Origin of the sequence: Pseudomonas sp. Marseille-Q5299 (genome assembly GCF_943737035.1) — a bacterium.
Lineage (GTDB): Bacteria > Pseudomonadota > Gammaproteobacteria > Pseudomonadales > Pseudomonadaceae > Aquipseudomonas > Aquipseudomonas putida_E.
The window spans coordinates 36,919-54,736 of the sequence record NZ_CALSFR010000006.1 but is presented as its reverse complement, the minus strand read 5'-3'; the positions used below and the strand labels follow the sequence as shown (position 1 = coordinate 54,736).

Genomic DNA, 17,818 nt, shown 5'->3' with positions numbered 1-17,818 from the left:
CTTGCCGTTTATACAACCTACCTCACCGACTTCCCTCCCCCGCCTCGCCAGCTTCGCCCTGCAAAAGGCTCGTTTTCGCACACTGCTCACTGGCCAACTGGCTGATGATCCGTATTGCTTGGTGGATACCTGCGGTGTTCCGGAAGCTCAAGTGAGGGTTGTGTTCACACTCGAGCATCTCGTCATGCTGCACCAAGGCTTCGCCGAGCAGTTCGAGGGTCCAGGCGTAGCTCTGGATTGTGGACAAGCGTTCCTGGTCAGTCATGGGGCACCTGCTTGGGTGCGCTGTGCGGACGTGATGGGTCGTAGATGGGGTAGAAACGGTGGGGTTCGGGAGCCGGCGAAGGGCGACGGCGGCGGAGAACGAATGCGAGGATCAGTAACGGATTTCGGGTGGTCATGCATGAGTTCCTTTCGTTGTGGAACTGCCACCGCTCGCGGCCAAGCAAGTTAAGGTGGCAGCAGTACGCGGGTTGGCCGACCGGGACGAAAGGAGCCCGGCACACCCGAAGGTGTCCCGCGCACCACCGCCAAAACACGACATCGCGGGCACAAAAAAAGCGCCTGCGATGAAGACTGAGCGCTGATGCGCCTTTCGAATCCGACCGGCCAAGGTCGCATCACCGATGCTTCGGCGACTGAGGCAATTTATCCCCATGCCACCGCTTTCGCAAGTGCCTTCGGCCAGCAGTACGTCAGGCTGCCCCGCTTATAGCTACGCAAACGTGACCCGATTTGCATCCCACATCAATCTTACTTTTCCTGACTGCTTTTCCGTGCCCGTGGCGATGCCGGCCTCGACACTGCCTTCTTCGCTTTGGCTGCCGCAGGGCTTTACCCTCGCTTGGGTCCGGCCACCACGTAGGAGCTGGCCAGCGGCACGGCCACAGCGATTGGCGCACCAGCCTTCAACTGGCCGACATTGTTGCCGACGACCGTTGCGATGGGCTTGTCTTTGGCAGTCATCACCATACGCAGGTAGGGCGCGATTTTCTCGGCCTTGGTGGTGGGCAGCAGCACGCCCTGGGAAGAAGCGAACAACGTGTCATCGAAGCAGCCACGCAGGCGCTTGAGGCAATAACTCACGGTAGGCTGGCTGACGCTCATCAACTCGGCGGTGCGCTTGGCGCTGCGCAACTCGAGCAGGTTGAGAAACACCACGATGTCCTGCAGATCCAACTGCTTGAGGTAGTTGCTGTGCAGCATGAAAATTCCTCCTGAATTTTCCAGTTCATTGGCTGGGCGCCCCTTCGCCAGGCAGACACGCGAGCATCTGCTTCAACAGCTGCGCAAACCCTGCGCGCTGCTTCGCACTCAAAGGGGCCAGTACCAGCTCCTGAATCTCAGTATGTGTAAGCAGAGCCTTCTCAATCAACACCTTACCTGCCGCCGTCAGTGCAACCTGGTAGCTGCGCTTGTCGTGGTCGTCGGCAATACGTTCGACCATGCCGGCGCTTTCCAGCCGGGCCAGCCGGTTGGTCATCGCCCCGGATGTGATCAGCAGCGAGCGGTAAAGCTCGGTTGGCGTCAGGCGGTACGGCGCCCCTGCCCTTCGCAGCGTCGCCAGCACATCGAACTCGCCTTCCTTGAAGCCGTACTGTGCCAGCGCTTCGGCACGCATGCGCTCCAGATGCTTCTGGATGCGCGCCATGCGCCCGAAAATCTCCATGGATGTGACGTCCACCGAGGGCATCGCCTGCGCCCACTGCGCGACGACGAAATCCACATGATCGTTCATAGCTCCCCTTCACCGGGCAATTGATCAACTGTTAACCCGCGCAAACTCCTGAACTCCGACGCCTTTAAACTATCTTAACGTTAAGTTATCTTGCTGACGATACGACTGAAGGATCAGGAGAACACATGGCATTTTTCATACACGGACCGCATCGGCACTACTACTACGACTCAGGCGCTGGCAGCCCGGTGCTGCTGCTGCATGGCCTGGGCAACAGCGGGCGTGCCTGGGCGCCCCAGGCCAGTGCACTGCTCAGCCTGGGCCACCGCGTTATCGTATCCGACCTGCTGGGCCACGGCGCGTCCAGCGAAGCGCCCGAAGGTATCACGGCCCATGCCCAGGCACTGGAAATGCTGGCACTGCTCGACCACCTGGGGCTGGAAAGCACCCACCTGATCGGCCTCTCCCTGGGCGGCATGGTGGCGCTCGAAATGGCCTGCCATGCACCTGAGGCCGTACAGCAACTGGTGGTCGCCGGCACATTCGCCAGCATGAACAGCACGTACCGCCAGGGGCTGCTGAACGACTGGGCCGCAAACCTTGCGCAAGCGGACGGCTGCCTGAAGCGGTTCAAGGCCACATGGCCGGCGTTGGTTGGCGCTGATTATGCCGCCTCGGCCGAAGGCCAATGCCTTTACCAGGCCTGGCACGCCCAGGCCGCTCAACTGTCAGCGCAAAGCCAGATCCACTGGTGCAATGGCATGAAGCGCTACGACCTGAGCAATCAATTGCCAGCAATCCAAGCGGCAACCCTGGTGCTCGCCGCCGAAGGCGACCTCATCAGCCCACGCTCGGAAGCCGAAGACATCACCCAACGTATCGACCATGCCCGCCAGATCACCCTGCCGGGTGACGGCCACGTATTCAACATTCCGTACGCCCAGGCCTTCAACCAGGCGATATGCACCTTCCTGCAGGAGCCACTCCAACATGCGTGATCTGCCAAGCAAAGCGTGCATCGGCCTACTGGCCATGCTGATCGGCTTGAACCTACGCCCCATCATGGCGGCCATCGGCCCCTTGCTCGGCACCCTGCAACAAGACCTGGGCCTGAGCAACGCCCAAGGCGGCCTGCTGACCACCCTGCCAGTGATGATGATGGGGTTGTTCGCGCTGTCCGGCCCCTGGCTGCTGCGCCTGGTAGGTGAAGTGCGAGGTGTGGCGATGGGTATCACGCTGATCGTCATCAGCTGCGCCGCACGGGCCTATATCACGTCCGGCACGGCGCTGATCGCAACAGCCGCGTTGGGCGGGGTCGGCATTGCGGTCATCCAGGCTTTGATGCCCGCGTTCATCAAGCGCAGCCACCCGCAAAGCGCCGGCATGCTGATAGGGCTGTTCACCACCGGCATCATGGGCGGCGCAGCGCTGGCCGCTGCCTTTGCGGCGCCGGGTGCCAGCACCTTCGGCTGGCAACTGACGTTGGGGGTTGCAGCCTTGCCGGCGCTGGTCGGCTTGATCGCCTGGTTGCTTGCCGCCGGCAGCGACCCCGGTAGCCACAGCGATGCCACCTTGCCGTACCGCAGCGGGCGAGCCTGGTTGCTGTTGTTGTTCTTCGGCATTGGCACGGGTGCCTACACCCTGGTACTGGCCTGGTTGCCGCCGTTCTATGTTGAATTGGGCTGGACGGCCACCCAGGCGGGTTACCTGCTTGGCGCCCTCACCGTCACCGAGGTCATCGCCGGCCTACTGGTTTCAGCCCTCATTCACCGCTACCCAGACCGCAGACAGCCGCTGACCGTGGTGATACTGCTGTTGCTTGCCGGCCTGGCCTGCCTGATGCTCGCCCCCGTGCAGCTCGCGGTGGTGGCCACCCTGTGCCTGGGGCTTGGCATAGGCGCATTGTTCCCGCTGTCGCTCATCGTCACCCTCGACCACACCCACTCGCCAACCGAAGCCGGCGCCTTGCTGGCGTTCGTGCAGGGCGGTGGCTACCTGATCGCAGCGACCATGCCACTGATTGCCGGCATCGTCCGTGACCAGCTCAGTTCGTTGCACTGGGCCTGGGGGATAATGGCCATCGGTGCGGTGTTGTTGCTGGGGTTGAGCACGCTTTTGCGACCGAAGGCCGTGCAGTTGCCAGGTGCGGCGCACGAAGCGTGAGCGGGTGAGGTTTTAATCGAAGGGCACGCTGTGTGGGCGGGCCTCCGGTCAGAACCGGAGGCCGCGTTCGCGGTTCAAGGCAGGGACGGTTTACAGGCTAAAACGCGTGATCAGGTGGTACCTGAACGTGCCCTGTAACCGGATGTGCCCCTCCTTAGCAGGCTTCGTCCTTCAACAGGCTCACTTTCGCGCACTGCTCGCTGGCCAGCTGGCTGATGATCCGTATTGCTTGGTGGATACCTGCGGTGTTCCGGAAGCTCAAGTGAGGGTTGTGTTCACACTCGAGCATCTCGTCATGCTGCACCAGGGCTTCGCCGAGCAGTTCGAGGGTCCAGGCGTAGCTCTGGATTGTGGACAAGCGTTCTTGGTCAGTCATGGGGCACCTGCTTGGGTGCGCTGTGCGGACGTGATGGGTCGTAGATGGGGTAGAACCGGTGGGGTTCGGGAGCCGGCGAAGGGCGACGGCGGCGGAGAACGAATGCGAGGATCCTGGATAGACTTACGGTGAGCATGCATGAGGTCCTTTTCGTTTGGAGCACCACGCTGACCGTCGCCAAACGATTAGGGTGGCAGCTGTACGCAGGTTGGCGAACCGAGGAAAAGGAACCCGGCAGACCCGAGGGTCTCCCACGCACAGCCGCCATTACACGAGACAGCGGACGCAAAAAAAGCGCCTGCAATCGTGATCGGGGCGCCGTTGCGCCTTTTCATACGGGTCGCCAAACCCGGTCGCACAATTGGTTGCGACCCGATGAATTTATCCCTCCAGGCCAGCTTCCGCAAGGTTCAGTGTGGTCCGAAAGTGCATCATGAGCCGTAGGAGTTGTCACGACAGCACGCCATAGCGCGCAGTGGCGCGACAATCATGCTGAACTGTCACGTTCGCCCGTAAGGATCAGGCTTGGGATTGTTACCCAGCAGCCTAATCGCTACTTCCGGCAGGATTGGGGGGTGGCAGCTTTGTATGGGGTAGGAATACCGGGGAACTTGGAAACCCGGCCAGGCCGAAGCCTGCCCACACACAGCCGCCATTACACGAGACACGCCAAAACCGAAAACACAGATAACCGCTATCTAGAGGACCTTGCAACGTTCTGCGGAAAAACTCAACCCCCGATTACCCATGGTTACCGTTACAAGTATGAAGCCGTCGTGGTTTGGAACTACTGCGAGCAACCAGACTTAATGCCGCAACCGATCAGTTAGAGGCAAATGGGATGAGACTTTATTTGCATCCCACATCAATCTCACTTTTCCTGACTGCTTTTCCGTGCCCGTGGCGATGCCGGGCTCGACACTGCCTTCTTCGCTTTGGCTGCCACCGGGCTTTTCCCTCGCTTGGGTCCGGCCACCACGTAGGAACTGGCCAGCGGCGCGGCCACAGCGATTGGCCCACCGGCCTTCAATTGGCCGAAACTGTTGCCGACGACCGTTGCGATGGGCTTGTCTTTGGCAGTCATCACCATACCCATCCGCACGCCAAAGAGACGCAGCACAGCCTCCAAAGTGCTGAGCTTCGGATTCGACTTCCCGCTTTCCAGTTCGTACAGGCTTTTCGTGGACATCCTGCACATGGCCGCGAAGGTCTCTTGGTCAAGCCCGGTGACTTCGAGCCGCAGACGGCGGATGGATGTGCCGATTGGATCGAGCCCCGCCGCGTTGCGCTTGACGATATCCTCTACGAGCTGAGCGCGCTCTTCAGGCTGTAGTTTTTTCATCGCAGTCCCCACTCCACGAGTCGCTTATCCAGGTTATTCACGGGTAGAGAGGCTGCATTGCGCATCGATTCAGGAGCATCGGTCAGCAGATCGGGCAACGCCCTGAATTCCTCAGCCGCATTCCTCAACCGTTGCAGCAGAACATCGGGATCAGTGTAACCAACGAGCTCAGCGCAGTTGTCGCTCCAATTGGAAGACCCCTTGCGCTCCGCCGCCCACTTCGTCGTCCGTGTGATGCCCTCTTCATCCAGAATCATTGGCGCAAGGTCATAGATTGGCGCCAAACGAAACCTCCCACCCACACGCATGATGGAGGTGTTGCGGCCGTGGTTATCGGTGTTCCCTAGAATGCGGTTCAGCAGATCGCGCCGCACGTATTCGAACACCAGGTCGTCCACCTCATCCTGCTGGCCGTTATCGATCCATAGACCTACCAGTCGGTGAACCACTTCGGCATGCGCCATCGGATGCGCGTAGCCGGTAATGCCGCAGATCGAGTACACCGACTCCAGCGGTATCCGCTCCACCCCGCCATCCACTACTCGGCGATCAAACCGTGGCATCCAGAGGCTTGGCTTCACTGCCTCTTCAAGCGCCAAACCATCAGTGGGAACCGTATCAAGGCCGAGGGCAGCAACCGCCTTGTAGTAATGAAACTCTGTTCGCAGGATGTCTTGGTCGCGCTCGCCGCCTCGATTACGCGCGAACTTGATCAGCCAGTGACGGCACGCCTGGTCATCGGGGAGCATCGCATCAGCATACAGAGCACCGTCGTGGGCTTGGGTCATGACCAGCTTGGGGGCTTGCCCGTTGGCACCGGTAGCACCGCCCAACGCCGCGCCGCTTTCATAGGCGTACTCAAGAAATTCGTTCGTCCTGTCCACGACCTCAGCATGCGCGAAAGCCTCGTTCCGATCTGGCTGAAGGCCTTCCACCGACTCCTTGATGCGCAGATGCCCAATAGGGGCCGGCGTGAAGCGTTCCAGAAGGTACAGCCCCATTTCCACGCCTTCGGGCTTAAGACGCCCGTAGCGGGATTCAAGAGAGTCCTTGGCAGCACCAGAGGGAATGATGTCGTAGAGGAATGCTGGATACCCTGTGACGTCATGGTGGTCCCAGTTCAACGGAAGGTTAACGCTCAGGGCCAGTTCACAACGATCTTCCATGCGATCAAAGTTCGCGATGATGTAGTCGTTGTCGTATGCGACAAGGCACCGTCCATCAGCAACACGCTCGGGGTTCTCGACCGTGAGTGTCGCTGCATCGCTCCATGCACCATCGGAGAAAGCCTGGATCGTGAGTCTGAGCGGCATCGCCACACCATTAATCAGCATTTGAATGCTGATTATCATAGTGGGCATAGCGGAAACCGGCAATACGATGCTGATTAAAAGCTTAAGCAGGGGTAAAACCAGCAGCGAACTACCGATTATGCATTCACAGCGCACGGGTGGTGCTAGAGGTAGTTGCCGCGCCTGGTAAGCAGCAAAGCGCGAGAATCCGCACCGCCTGGGACTGTCAGACCCTGATTTCCTTCAGCCAACCATTCGTAAGCTCACAGTCAAAAGCCGCCGGGTCGAAGATATCCCCATACCATTCCATCATGGCCTCATGCTCTGGGTGATTGGGGTCTGCCATGGCTTGAAGAAACTCGGCATAACCCGGCTCACCGCCCACATCTTCCGGCGGGCAGGCATTGGCACCATCGACGCAATACGGCACCTGCGGACAGGCGATGGCGGGCAGCACTTTCACGACTTTGATCCGGTGATCCCAGCCGTCACCAAAGTCATACACATAGCGGAAACTCTTCTTCCCGCACAAAGCTTTGACCAAGGTCTTGCGCGCTTCCGGCTTTACCGGCGGCCCCCAGCCATCGGGGTCGGGTATGCCGTAATTCTCACCGGCAATTTCAAATTCATGCAGGTGCCCACCCTCCCATCCCATCACGACCTGGATCACTGAATGCAATCTGCCCAGGGTGATGTTTTCCGGTACCGCCACGCGGCGCCAGATGGCCGGCTCGATGTATTTCAATTCAATGTGCAGCAACAACAGGTCGGCCGCGGGTTTGGGCAAGCGAACAGTTTTGACCATGGGTAAGGCCACCTCGCAGAGTTCAGTAGGGCGAAAGAACCGTACCACGGGAGGCAGTTTATCGACCCAATTGATCGGGTGTTCGGCGATGCGCTCCAAGATGACGGCCGCAGCGAGATTGGATGGGTAGCAGGGCTGCAAGATTACGGTGGTTCAAGAAATGCAGCGGCCGCCTTGCGGCCCTTTCCGACCGGCCCGGCGCCCCGGCAAGGCCGCGCCAGGGTGGCAAGATCAAGCTGGATTCGGCACGAACCTGCGATTTCTCAAGGCCTATCGAGAGGTTCAGGAATGAACCCCTGCTCTCTCAGCGCCTTGATTACCCCACGCACCAGATAGTTGCTGGAGAAGCCAATGGTGTATTGCCTCGCCCCCGGATTGACCGGCAAAAGCATGCCTTGCTCTACCAGATTTTTAATCTGATACGTTCGTTGGTTAGGGGTGAGCGTTGGAAGCGCCTGAGCAATATCACTTGATTTCACTACCTTCATCTTTATCACGCCGACAAGGATCCGTTCCTCGGTCTCGGTAATCCATTCCCGACTGCGTGCAAAGCTCACCGCTGGGTGCAGAATGCATTTAGTGAGATAGCCATAATCGGTGAGCTTGTCCACCTTCTCCAGCTCATCCCGAATGCCTTGCAACACATAGGTACACCATGCTTCCGAGCCCGCGATGGTACCGGTATCAGCCACCCCCAGCATGGTGTAGTACTTGTCTCGGTCATTGCAGAACACTGCCGTGGGATTGAGCACTCGGCCACCCGAGTTCACGTTAAAGCCGTACTTCATCAACAATGCATAGGTCAGCAGCCTTACCACCCGCCCATTGCCATTGCCGAATGGGTGAATCCAGCCGAAACGGTGGTGCGCCAGGGCGACCTTCATCAGGGCGTACTTAGGCGAGTCGTCACGATTGATGAAGCTGACCAACTCTTGCATGTACTGGGGCACCAGCACACCTTCCGGAGGTAGATGCTCCGCCTGCGCGATCCTGACCGCGCCTTCCCGGTAGGCGCCAGGCGTTTTATCGCCTTCGCGCCGCAACCCGTGCACGGTCATGGCGTGCAGCTCTCGAATCGTATGCTCTGTCAGGTCTTCACCGGGCTTAACCACCTCTTCGATGTAGTCCATTGCCTTCTCGATGTTGGCAATTTCCAGCAACTGGTCGGTGCTCTCGGCTTTGCCTTCGACCTTGCTGTCAATGTAGTCGGCCAGCGTGGTGTGGTTGCCCTCGATTCGAGCAGACCCCAAGCTCTCCAAGGTATGGAACAGCGCCTTGAGCTGAAAGAACACCTGGGGTGGGGTGTCTCCCTCCAACCTCAGTCTGCGCAGAAACTCGAGTTCGGCCAGAACGTCAACCAATGGCGAGTCGAAGGAGGGGTTCAGCAGCTGCAGGTCGTAGTGGGAAAACTGGGGCATCTCAAAATTATCTCTAAACAGAAAAACCATTATCTAGAAAAAATTCGGCATTTGCCCAGTAAACGTTGGCTAAAACCGAATCAACAGATAACCACTATCTAGAAAACCGTGCAACCCTAAGTGGAAAACCGCACCCCATTAAGTCAAAGCACGCAGATTCACAGCGTAAAAGACAGCCACAAAAAAACCCGCACACGGCGGGCTTCTTAGCAGGGCCAACAAGCGAAAAATCGCCACTGGCCAATCTGAATGTGGTGCCGGAGACAGGAACGATAGGAATCGAACCGGGGTGTGGCGACCAATGAATTCGGGTGCAATCGCGTGCAGGGCTGGCGAGGTTACCACAGGATTACCACAGCGCTATCACTAGCGGCCGCAGGGATCACGCTTGTTGGCGCAGAGGACAGCCCGTGCTCCTACGTCCCCTCTAGCAATTCTCGCCGCTTGCCGTCATGACTGAACTGGACCTGGAATATCCTCCTCAATCACGGCTCTAGCCACACGGAAGCCTTCCGCAGAAGCGGGTACACCGGCATAAACCGCGCAGTGAAGAATGACCTCCTGGATCTCCTCCGGAGTACAGCCATTGTTAAGAGCCCCGCGCACATGCCCAGAAAGTTCCTTTGGTGATTTCAAAGCAGTCAGCACGGCGATTGTCACCAAGCTTCGAAGCTTGAGGGAGATGCCTTCTCTAAGCCACACACTTCCCCAGGCATGATCATTGATGAACTCCTGGAGCGGTAGAGTGAACCCGTTGGCGCTGCGCATAGCCAGCTCTACAAACGGCTCCCCCATGACTGCTGCCCGCATGCCTCTTCCGTCAAGTACGTCGCTCATAATCACCTGCAGTCAAGAAAGTTGGTCATAAAAACTTAACTGGGTAATTTATAATCACCCTATTCTCATCAATATCGAAATTACTGAAATCTCTTCTTAGCGAAGAGTTTCGCCATTTGATAGACATGTCTTTCAGCGGTCCGCTCTGCACAACATACGCGAGCTCGGACTCGCGCCCCCACTCTTTTCCGTCAGTCACTGCATCGGCATGAATATTACTACCCGACAGGTAGCGGTTCATAATTGTCAGACCAGGTATTCCCAAGGCTACAAAATTGAAATCATGACGAATCTGCCAAGAGCGCTCTTTGGCAAAATCGTAGCTTGAAATGAAAGTATCGTTCGCGAGCGCACTGCCAGCGGCCCCGTTAACACGCATCCAACCTGTATCTCCATAGACGCCCTGTAATCCTACATAAAACGTATTCGCGCCGGTCTTTGCAGAAAGCATCAGTGTGGCAGTCTTGTTGTCCATTTCGCCTGCCTTGGCAGAACCGGACTCATCTCCCAAGAACAGGCCAAGATTCGCACCTAGCCGCCAGTCGCCTAACTGCTGACTATGTACCGCATTAAAATACTGCTGCTTGTAGATGTCTTGCAGTTCTGCATACCAAAGGCCAACTTGAGTAGCCTGGTTATTGAACGAGTACTCACCACCGAAAAAATTGAATCGATCAGATACCGCTCCAGGCCTACCAGACATGAACATTTTTTCCATGCTGCCATCGTTTCTCGGGCTATTGCCTCGAAACTGACCAGTATAAAGTGTAACGTTTTCGATTTCTTTAGATGTGATCTGTGCGCCCCTGAATGTCTGAGGTAAAGATCGACCATCATCTGAACGCAGTACCGGAAGCGATGAGACCCACTCACCAACCTTCAGTTCTGTCTTCGATACTCGGGCTTTCACTGCAACCCCTAAACGACCGAAGTCATCGGCGGCTCTGCCGTCATCATGGACTGGAAGGAGCTGAGTGCCTGCAGTTCCACGCCCACCGTCAAGTTTTAGGGAGTAGAGCCCGAGAATATCCACACCGAAGCCCACAGGCCCTTGTGTGAAGCCTGAGCGGACATCCAAGATGAAGCTCTGCGCCCATTCTTCTGCCATGCCCTGTGGATAAGTGGGATCTACAAAATTCCTATTGTGGTAAAAATTTCGCAGATTAAGCGAAGCGCTCGTATCCTCGATCATCCCCTCGGCGTTTGCCTGGGCTCCTAAACCTAATACCGAAAGCGTTACAACTGTGCCGCCGAGCAGGCTGGATTGAAGTTTTAATTTCTGGATCAAAAGGATCTTCATTATTTTTATTTTCCTTTTTACGGGCAGACGAGAACGAAGCTGACACTTAGCAGCATTCAAAAAGTCACAAGTGGAGCACACAGTAAAGCCGCCCCCCCTAAAATCATTAAGGGATCGAGTTGCTTTAAGTAATTCAGCGAGCTTTCAAGACCCTCTTGCGTCTACCAGGACCGCCATCAACAGAGCATCAACATCACCCCGGTTTACCCATGAGTGATTGGTGCCGCGCTGAATAACTACATCAAACGGCTTCATTTCAACTTCGGCTTCATCGAGCACGAGCGTGATTGAACCTTGCAGGAGAATTATGTAGTCAGTAGTAGAACTCTTGTGCATGCCCGGATCACGAGTGGTATCAGGTTGAACGTGGGCCGCATTCATTCTTGCGAACAGGTCACCCCAAGCCTTCGCCTTCTCCTCAAGACTGAGGTGAGCTGTATCTGCTTCAGGAGGGATCTGAAAGAATCTGAAAACCGTGCCCGATGCGGGAGGCTCCAAGCTATTGGACAGCTCACCGTGATCAGTGGTTGAACTGTGATCATGCGGAGCTTTTCCGGTGGTCCACAGCTCGGTGAGACCGCCGATGCAGTGAGTGGCAGGACCGTCAGAGAGGACGGTAGATCGACCGTTTGAATTATCACACGTGATGATACGTCGCACAGGTATGAGCATGGTCAGGCACTCTTATTCTTTGATTGGGCCATTTGCCGAGTAGGCCCTCAATGAGGTCTACCTTCGCCGCATACTACGAATCCTGCCTGAAAAATGCGAGGTCATAACCGGATTCAAAACGGTCATAATCGGACATCCAGACGTAGGGCGCACTACTTCGATTCCTCCCTGACCTGCCGAGGTGTCTTCCCTGTCCACCGCTTGAACGCTCGTCGAAAATTTGTACTGTCGCTGAAGCCGATTTTGGCTGCGATGTCCTCAGTGCTCATCTTAGTGGTTTGCAGATACTCCAAGGCAAGGCTGCTTCTCACGTCATCAAGAATAGCTCCGAAGTCCGTCCCTTCCGCGTCCAGCTTTCTGCGTAGAGTCCTGGTGGTCAATCGCATTTGCTGAGCGACCTGTTCCATCGTCGGAAACTGATTCGGAGTCAGCATCATCAGTTGGTAAACCTCACCCGCGAAGCCTGACGAGGTCTTCGCTTTGCCTATCAGACGGTCACACGTTTCCTGCAGCACGGTACGGGTTAGGCGATTAGCAAGCTGAGGAGCTTGGGCCAAAATCTTATGAGGGTAGTGAAGCTCCGTCACTTGATGGCCAAACTCGCATTCACACCCTAGGAACCGCTCATACCTGGCCGAATCCGAAGGAGTGGGAAATGCGAACAGAGCCTTTATAGGCCGGCACTCAGGCCCTGCCGCATCGTTCAGATGAGTGACGTGTTGAGCCATCTGCTGGCGGAGCAGAAACTGCCTCGCCTTTGGGCTCATGAGATGACTGTAAACCTCCGTGAACTCCCAAATGGCGGCATCGGCTTCTTCGCGCCAACTGATCGTCAGTGTGGGTGTGGCGAGCACGTGGTATTTCACGCCGAAGTCGAAAAAATCTCGCAGCGTTGAACTGCACATCAACGCATACCCATACATCCCGTATGCAGAGAGATGCATACGAGATCCAACCTGAAAAGCAGTTGAGGAGTCTGCCGAGGCTCGGATGACATTTTCGCAGGCCTCAATGTACTGATGAATCGAGGTCAGCGTATTTGGATCGCTGATTTGGGAGACATCGAGCTGCGTTCCCTGGAGGACGACTTCCGCAGTGATCCCTTGCTCAGCCACTGCTTCAACGAGCGTGGCGATCTTGTATGGAGCAAATATTTTCTGATTGAGGAAGACCTGATTAGGTGCAGGCATGGCAACCCTCCGTTAGCGCGAGTGTCCGGATAGGACTGGTAACTGTCCTAAAGCAACCTTACCAGCTTATCTGCACGCTCGTAGTATGACTTCAACAAGAAAGCCCGAACGGGCTCGATAAAAACGGAGTCACCATGCACAAGATTCTACAGGCCTGTGTAATCGGGGCCGGGCTCATGGGCCATGGCATTGCACAGGTTTTTGCCCAAGCCGGACATAAAGTATCGCTCTACGATCCCGATGCGGCCACCTTGGACCTCGCTCCGCAGCGAGTGGCCCATAACCTCGATCAGATGGGTATAGCCTCAGCGCCGATTCTCGCGAACATTGCCCTCTTCACAGACTTGCGGGAGGCGGTGAGCAACGCCGATATCGTCATTGAGGCTGTGCCAGAGCGGCTGGAACTGAAGCAAAAGCTCTTCGCCGATATCGCTGGCTTCGCCCCACCACACACCGTGCTGGCAAGCAACACTTCTGTCATTCCCATCACTGAAATCGGCGAGATGCTGGGCTCCGAGGCCCGAGCGCGACTGGTCGGCACACACTGGTGGAACCCTCCTCATCTCGTTCCTCTGGTAGAGGTAGTGCGTACTGAGCACACCTCACTGAGCGTATTTGAATCGACCTTCGAACTCCTCCAGAGCCTGGGTAAGTCACCGGTTAAGGTGAATCGAGACGTCGCTGGTTTCATCGGTAACAGGCTTCAACATGCAATGTGGAGGGAGGCCATCTCTCTGGTCTCCCAAGGCGTGTGTGACGCCGAGACTATCGATACGGTGGTAAAGCAAAGCTTCGGCATGAGGTTGCCCTACCTGGGCCCGATGGAGAACGCAGACTTGGTGGGGCTCCAACTGACGAAGCTAGTCCACCAAGTCATTTTCCCGGATTTATGTAACGACCAAACTCCAAATCCGCTGCTCGAAACCCTGCTGGCAAATGGGCACGAAGGAATGCGATCCGGCGAAGGACTCCGGTCATGGACAAAAGAACAAGCCGATGGGGTTCGTCAGCAATTGGCTATGCGACTCATCGAGTCAGTGGCCGCCAAGTCCCCTGGAACGTCCCAAGCTGAGTAAAAGCGATGAACAATAAGAACCGCAAAATTATCATCACCTGTGCCGTTACCGGTGCAATGCACACCCCGACCATGTCGGAATATCTGCCGATCACACCTGAACAAATCGCCCAGCAGGCTATCGATGCTGTCGAGGCTGGTGCCTCCATCGTCCACTTGCATGCTCGTGACCCCATCGATGGTCGGCCATCACCAGATCCAGCGCTGTTTGATCAATTTGTCCCGGAAATTGCTCGCCAAACGGGTGCGGTGATCAACATCACTACAGGCGGAAGCACGCGTATGACACTTGAAGAGCGTCTCGCATATCCGCTGCGGGCACGCCCTGAAATGTGCTCACTAAACATGGGATCAATGAACTTTTCGATCCATCCTATTGCTCGTAAATTCGACAACTGGAAACACGAGTGGGAAAAACCATATGTCGAGGGCATGGAAGATCTGATCTTCAGAAACACCTTCAAAGACATCAAGCACATCATGCAAGATCTGGGTGAGTCGGGCACACGCTTTGAGTTAGAGTGCTACGATGTAGGGCACCTTTACAATCTCGCGTACTTTGTTGATGAAGGTTTGATTAAGCCACCATTCTTTATCCAGTCGATTTATGGAATTCTAGGTGGCCTGGGCGCTTGCCCTGAAAACCTCACAATGATGCGTAGCGTCGCGGATCGCCTATTCGGGCGCACCAACTATGAGTTTTCGATTTTGGGGGCTGGCCGCCATCAAATGCCTCTGCTCACCATCGGCGCAATCATGGGTGGACATGTGCGGGTAGGATTGGAAGACAGTATCTACTTGGGTAAAGGGGTGAAAGCAAAGTCCAGCGCAGAGCAGGTTCAGAAAATTCGTCGAATTCTCGAAGAGCTGTCGTATGAAATCGCCACGCCAGATGAGGCTCGCCAGATCCTGGGGCTCAAGGGCGCTGCGAACGTCGGATTTTAGTTTCCACTAAGCAACACCCTTGACAGTGGAGGTTACGAAGGCTTGGTATCTAGGGAGCCTTCGAACTCCACAGGCGAGAAAGAACAATAATAATCATCGCGAGGCAATGCTATGGCTAATGTCGAAACCACCGTGGACGCTTCTGGTGGCCCCGCTTCCTCACATAAATACCTGGTCACCGAGAACTCCGTATATCGGAGGATCACATGGCGCTTGGTCCCGCTGCTTTTCTTGGCGTACCTATTAGCCTTCCTCGATAGAATCAACGTTGGGTACGCGAAACTTCAGATGAGCGCCGACCTCGGATTTTCTGAGGCCGTATATGGATTAGGCGCAGGAATCTTCTTCATCAGTTATCTGTTATTCGAAGTTCCTAGCAATATGTGGCTCGAACGAGTAGGTGTTCGAATCACTCTGCTGCGAATAATGGTGCTGTGGGGACTGGTATCAGCCTCAACGATGTTGGTGAAAACCCCTGAGCAGTTTTACTTCGTTCGGCTACTGCTGGGAGTTTGTGAGGCAGGATTCTTCCCGGGGATCATTCTCTACCTCACCTACTGGTTCCCGAGCACGCGGCGCGGAAAAGTCACTGGCCAGTTCATGTTTGCTATTCCAGTGGCCGGGATCATCGGCGGTCCACTCTCGGGCTGGATCATGCAGTCCATGAATGGTGTGAGCGGCCTCAGCGGTTGGCAGTGGATGTTCCTTATTGAGGGACTTCCTACTGTTTTGCTGGGTTGCCTCTGCTATCTCCTGCTGGCCAATCGTCCATCAGAGGCGCGCTGGTTAAGTGATGCCGAGAAGCAAGTGGTTGCTGATGCCATGGCAAAAGATTCAGATGCCTCTGTTGAGAAGGGCCATGTGGGCGCCCTATCGAAGCTGCGCCTGGCGCTGGGGGATTCGAAGGTTTGGCTACTGGCATTCATCTATTTCACCACTGCATGCGCGAACTACACCTTCACCTTCTGGTTGCCCACAATCATTAAGAACCTGGGGGTGACTGATGTTTCCCATATAGGGGCGCTTTCGGCTATTCCTTATGTCTTCGCTGCCCTGGGTGTGCTATTCGTCTCGGCCAGCTCGGATCGACTGAAGGAACGCCGCTGGCACGTGGGTGGCTCGTTGATCCTGGGGGCAATCGGCCTCGCTACCACACCATTCCTTAACAACTCGTTGGTGGCCACAATTGCGGTGCTGAGCTTCGTTGGCTTTTTCCAATTTGGGGCAGGGATTGCCTACTGGGCCATACCTTCGACCTATCTCAATAAAGCCACTGCGGCTGTCGGGATTGGACTAGTGAGTTCGATTGGAGTTGTTGGTGGCTTCGTCAGCCCAGCGCTGCTCGGATTTATCAAGGAGCTGACAGGCAGTCTGGATAACGGGATTTTCACCATCTCGCTTCTGATGCTTGCAGGTGGATTGGCGATTTTACTGGCGCTACCTGCGAAGGCGGTGCGAGTGGGAAGCCATCGATAGACCCTCAGGACTCGTGCAAAGTGGACTCGGTTTACGATCAACCCAGTAGCCCAGCCTAAGCACTGGAAAGGTTTACGGCCTGGCTTATCCGGTTTACCGCCACGCACGGTAGAGCAGATAGGCTGGGCCGTAATTTCTTACATCTCATCTCACGCCAGTGCAATTGGCTGTGGTCAGATTATGGGGAATGCTTTACTCATACCCCGAACGGGCCGCGCAAAAACAGATAGCGGAACGCTCACGCTTCAGTATTTTGACGGGCCTTCACGAGCCTCAGCAGCGTGCTGCGGGAAGCGCCAGTGGCCGCACAGACCTCCGACCAACTGCTACCTCGATCTAGCATCGCCAGGATTGCGGTGTTGCGCTCATGGTTCGCCGGACGGCCTTTGTAGGCCCTCTCCGCCTGAGGTTTGAGCTTGTCGCGTTCCCTAGCTTGGGCAATACCCTGAGTGGTCCTGCGGCGTCTGTCCTCATAGTCCTTGCGGGCGATGGCAGCCAACATATCCAGCATCATCGAGTTTAGAGCGTCCATCATCCTCATGGTCATCTCATCCTCCGCCTTCACCATCATGTGGGAGGTAGGTAGGTCGAGGGCGACCACACGAACTTTGCGGCCCAGCAGCTCAGCCTTGAGGCGGTCCCAATCCCCGGCATTAAGTCGCGAAAGGCGGTCCACTTGCTCAATCAAGAGCACGTCTCCGGGATGACTATCAGCCAGCAGCCGGAATAGCTCTGGACGCTTGAGGCTAGCTCCGGATTCGTTCTCTGCGTACCAGGCTGCGATTCGCAAACCGCGCTCATGGGCGAACGCTTCGAGGTCTGTTCGGGCTCGCTGAGCATCTTGGTCTTGAGTAGAGGCGCGGAGGTAGGCGCGGATGTACATGGAACGGCTCCGGTTCGCTTTGAATGGTTTGGACGCCGCAACGGCTGATCCGCTGGGCAGAGCAAACCGGGCCCAACACCGCTGGCGTCATCACCTACATCCTCGAACGCCGAATCCACCCACAGCACGGCTTTCGCGCCTGCCTAGGCATCCTGCGCCTGAGCAAACAGCACGGCGAAGCGCGGCTGGAAGCCGCGTGCCAGCGTGCGCTGGCACTGGGCGCATGCAGTTACAAGAGTCTGGAATCGATCCTGCGCCAAGGGCTGGAACGCCTACCGCTGGCTCAGCAAAACCTGCCGCTGCTGCCCGACGAGCACATCAACCTGCGCGGCCCCGGCTACTACCACTGACCTGAAAGGAGGATCA

Annotated in this window: 18 protein-coding genes and 3 pseudogenes; 6 read left to right on the top strand and 15 right to left on the bottom strand. The window is 56.5% G+C overall.

Translation table 11 applies throughout. The features are described from left to right. Positions 1-22 precede the first annotated feature (22 nt). The 5 genes and pseudogenes from NGJ21_RS17555 to NGJ21_RS17540 form a co-directional block, all read right to left on the bottom strand. A complete protein-coding gene (locus NGJ21_RS17555; protein ID WP_115273837.1) occupies positions 23-265 on the bottom strand; it encodes a hypothetical protein in 243 nt (80 codons plus the stop codon). Then, on the bottom strand, positions 258-401 hold the full coding sequence (locus NGJ21_RS17550; protein ID WP_174141599.1) for a hypothetical protein: 144 nt from the start codon (positions 399-401) through the stop codon (positions 258-260). The genes NGJ21_RS17555 and NGJ21_RS17550 overlap by 8 nt, the downstream gene beginning before the upstream one ends. A 352-nt stretch (positions 402-753) precedes the next feature. Beyond that, a pseudogene (locus NGJ21_RS25945) lies at positions 754-972 on the bottom strand (helix-turn-helix domain-containing protein); the annotation flags it as partial. 36 nt (positions 973-1,008) lie between these two features. Then, positions 1,009-1,206, bottom strand: a pseudogene (locus NGJ21_RS25940) (helix-turn-helix domain-containing protein); the annotation flags it as partial. A 25-nt stretch (positions 1,207-1,231) separates the two neighbouring features. Next, positions 1,232-1,738 carry a MarR family winged helix-turn-helix transcriptional regulator gene (locus NGJ21_RS17540; protein ID WP_012316321.1) on the bottom strand — a complete coding sequence of 169 codons (507 nt, stop codon included), beginning with the start codon at positions 1,736-1,738 and terminating at the stop codon, positions 1,232-1,234. 125 nt (positions 1,739-1,863) lie between these two features. Between NGJ21_RS17540 and NGJ21_RS17535 the strand changes: the two genes are divergently transcribed. Then, positions 1,864-2,676, top strand: coding sequence for an alpha/beta fold hydrolase (locus NGJ21_RS17535; RefSeq protein WP_251962449.1), 813 nt, complete (start codon positions 1,864-1,866; stop codon positions 2,674-2,676). Next, the gene (locus NGJ21_RS17530; RefSeq protein WP_251962448.1) at positions 2,669-3,841 is read left to right on the top strand and encodes an MFS transporter; all 1,173 of its coding nucleotides are present in this window, start codon (positions 2,669-2,671) and stop codon (positions 3,839-3,841) included. The genes NGJ21_RS17535 and NGJ21_RS17530 overlap by 8 nt, the downstream gene beginning before the upstream one ends. 154 nt (positions 3,842-3,995) lie before the next feature. Here NGJ21_RS17530 and NGJ21_RS17525 read toward each other — a convergent pair whose 3' ends face one another. The 9 genes from NGJ21_RS17525 to NGJ21_RS17485 all read right to left on the bottom strand — a co-directional run bounded on the left by NGJ21_RS17525 (position 3,996) and on the right by NGJ21_RS17485 (position 13,073). After that, positions 3,996-4,217 (bottom strand): hypothetical protein, encoded by a 222-nt coding sequence (locus NGJ21_RS17525; protein ID WP_237859835.1) that lies wholly within the window; start codon positions 4,215-4,217, stop codon positions 3,996-3,998. Between the two features lie 871 nt (positions 4,218-5,088). Beyond that, on the bottom strand, positions 5,089-5,559 hold the full coding sequence (locus NGJ21_RS17520; RefSeq protein ID WP_251962447.1) for a helix-turn-helix domain-containing protein: 471 nt from the start codon (positions 5,557-5,559) through the stop codon (positions 5,089-5,091). Then, the gene (locus tag NGJ21_RS17515; RefSeq protein ID WP_251962446.1) at positions 5,556-6,920 is read right to left on the bottom strand and encodes a type II toxin-antitoxin system HipA family toxin; all 1,365 of its coding nucleotides are present in this window, start codon (positions 6,918-6,920) and stop codon (positions 5,556-5,558) included. The genes NGJ21_RS17520 and NGJ21_RS17515 overlap by 4 nt, the downstream gene beginning before the upstream one ends. A 157-nt stretch (positions 6,921-7,077) precedes the next feature. Next, entirely contained in the window at positions 7,078-7,656 is a 579-nt protein-coding gene (locus tag NGJ21_RS17510; protein WP_251962508.1) for a plasmid pRiA4b ORF-3 family protein, read from the bottom strand. Positions 7,657-7,919: 263 nt separating this feature from the next. Next, positions 7,920-9,074, bottom strand: a complete 1,155-nt coding sequence (locus tag NGJ21_RS17505; RefSeq protein WP_251962445.1) for a Fic family protein — start codon at positions 9,072-9,074, stop codon at positions 7,920-7,922. A gap of 450 nt (positions 9,075-9,524) precedes the next feature. Continuing rightward, on the bottom strand, positions 9,525-9,911 hold the full coding sequence (locus NGJ21_RS17500; protein ID WP_012316327.1) for a carboxymuconolactone decarboxylase family protein: 387 nt from the start codon (positions 9,909-9,911) through the stop codon (positions 9,525-9,527). Between the two features lie 25 nt (positions 9,912-9,936). Then, on the bottom strand, positions 9,937-11,211 hold the full coding sequence (locus NGJ21_RS17495; protein WP_251962444.1) for an OprD family porin: 1,275 nt from the start codon (positions 11,209-11,211) through the stop codon (positions 9,937-9,939). A gap of 144 nt (positions 11,212-11,355) precedes the next feature. Next, the gene (locus NGJ21_RS17490; RefSeq protein WP_012316329.1) at positions 11,356-11,883 is read right to left on the bottom strand and encodes a cupin domain-containing protein; all 528 of its coding nucleotides are present in this window, start codon (positions 11,881-11,883) and stop codon (positions 11,356-11,358) included. A 152-nt stretch (positions 11,884-12,035) separates the two neighbouring features. Continuing rightward, positions 12,036-13,073 carry an AraC family transcriptional regulator gene (locus tag NGJ21_RS17485; protein ID WP_012316330.1) on the bottom strand — a complete coding sequence of 346 codons (1,038 nt, stop codon included), beginning with the start codon at positions 13,071-13,073 and terminating at the stop codon, positions 12,036-12,038. Between the two features lie 134 nt (positions 13,074-13,207). Between NGJ21_RS17485 and NGJ21_RS17480 the strand changes: the two genes are divergently transcribed. The 3 genes from NGJ21_RS17480 to NGJ21_RS17470 all read left to right on the top strand — a co-directional run bounded on the left by NGJ21_RS17480 (position 13,208) and on the right by NGJ21_RS17470 (position 16,569). Continuing rightward, complete coding sequence (locus tag NGJ21_RS17480; protein WP_012316331.1) at positions 13,208-14,149, top strand: 3-hydroxyacyl-CoA dehydrogenase family protein; 942 nt, start codon at positions 13,208-13,210, stop codon at positions 14,147-14,149. Between the two features lie 5 nt (positions 14,150-14,154). Further along, entirely contained in the window at positions 14,155-15,093 is a 939-nt protein-coding gene (kce, locus tag NGJ21_RS17475) for a 3,5-dioxohexanoate:acetyl-CoA acetone transferase (RefSeq protein WP_012316332.1), read from the top strand. A 111-nt stretch (positions 15,094-15,204) separates the two neighbouring features. Further along, positions 15,205-16,569, top strand: coding sequence for an MFS transporter (locus NGJ21_RS17470; RefSeq protein WP_251962443.1), 1,365 nt, complete (start codon positions 15,205-15,207; stop codon positions 16,567-16,569). A 238-nt stretch (positions 16,570-16,807) separates the two neighbouring features. Here NGJ21_RS17470 and NGJ21_RS17465 read toward each other — a convergent pair whose 3' ends face one another. Next, positions 16,808-17,452: a recombinase family protein gene (locus tag NGJ21_RS17465; RefSeq protein WP_251962442.1), complete on the bottom strand. Its 645-nt coding sequence runs from the start codon at positions 17,450-17,452 to the stop codon at positions 16,808-16,810. 29 nt (positions 17,453-17,481) lie between these two features. Between NGJ21_RS17465 and NGJ21_RS17460 the strand changes: the two are divergent. After that, positions 17,482-17,802 (top strand): annotated as a pseudogene (locus NGJ21_RS17460) (IS21 family transposase); the annotation flags it as partial. Between the last annotated feature and the right edge of the window lie 16 nt (positions 17,803-17,818).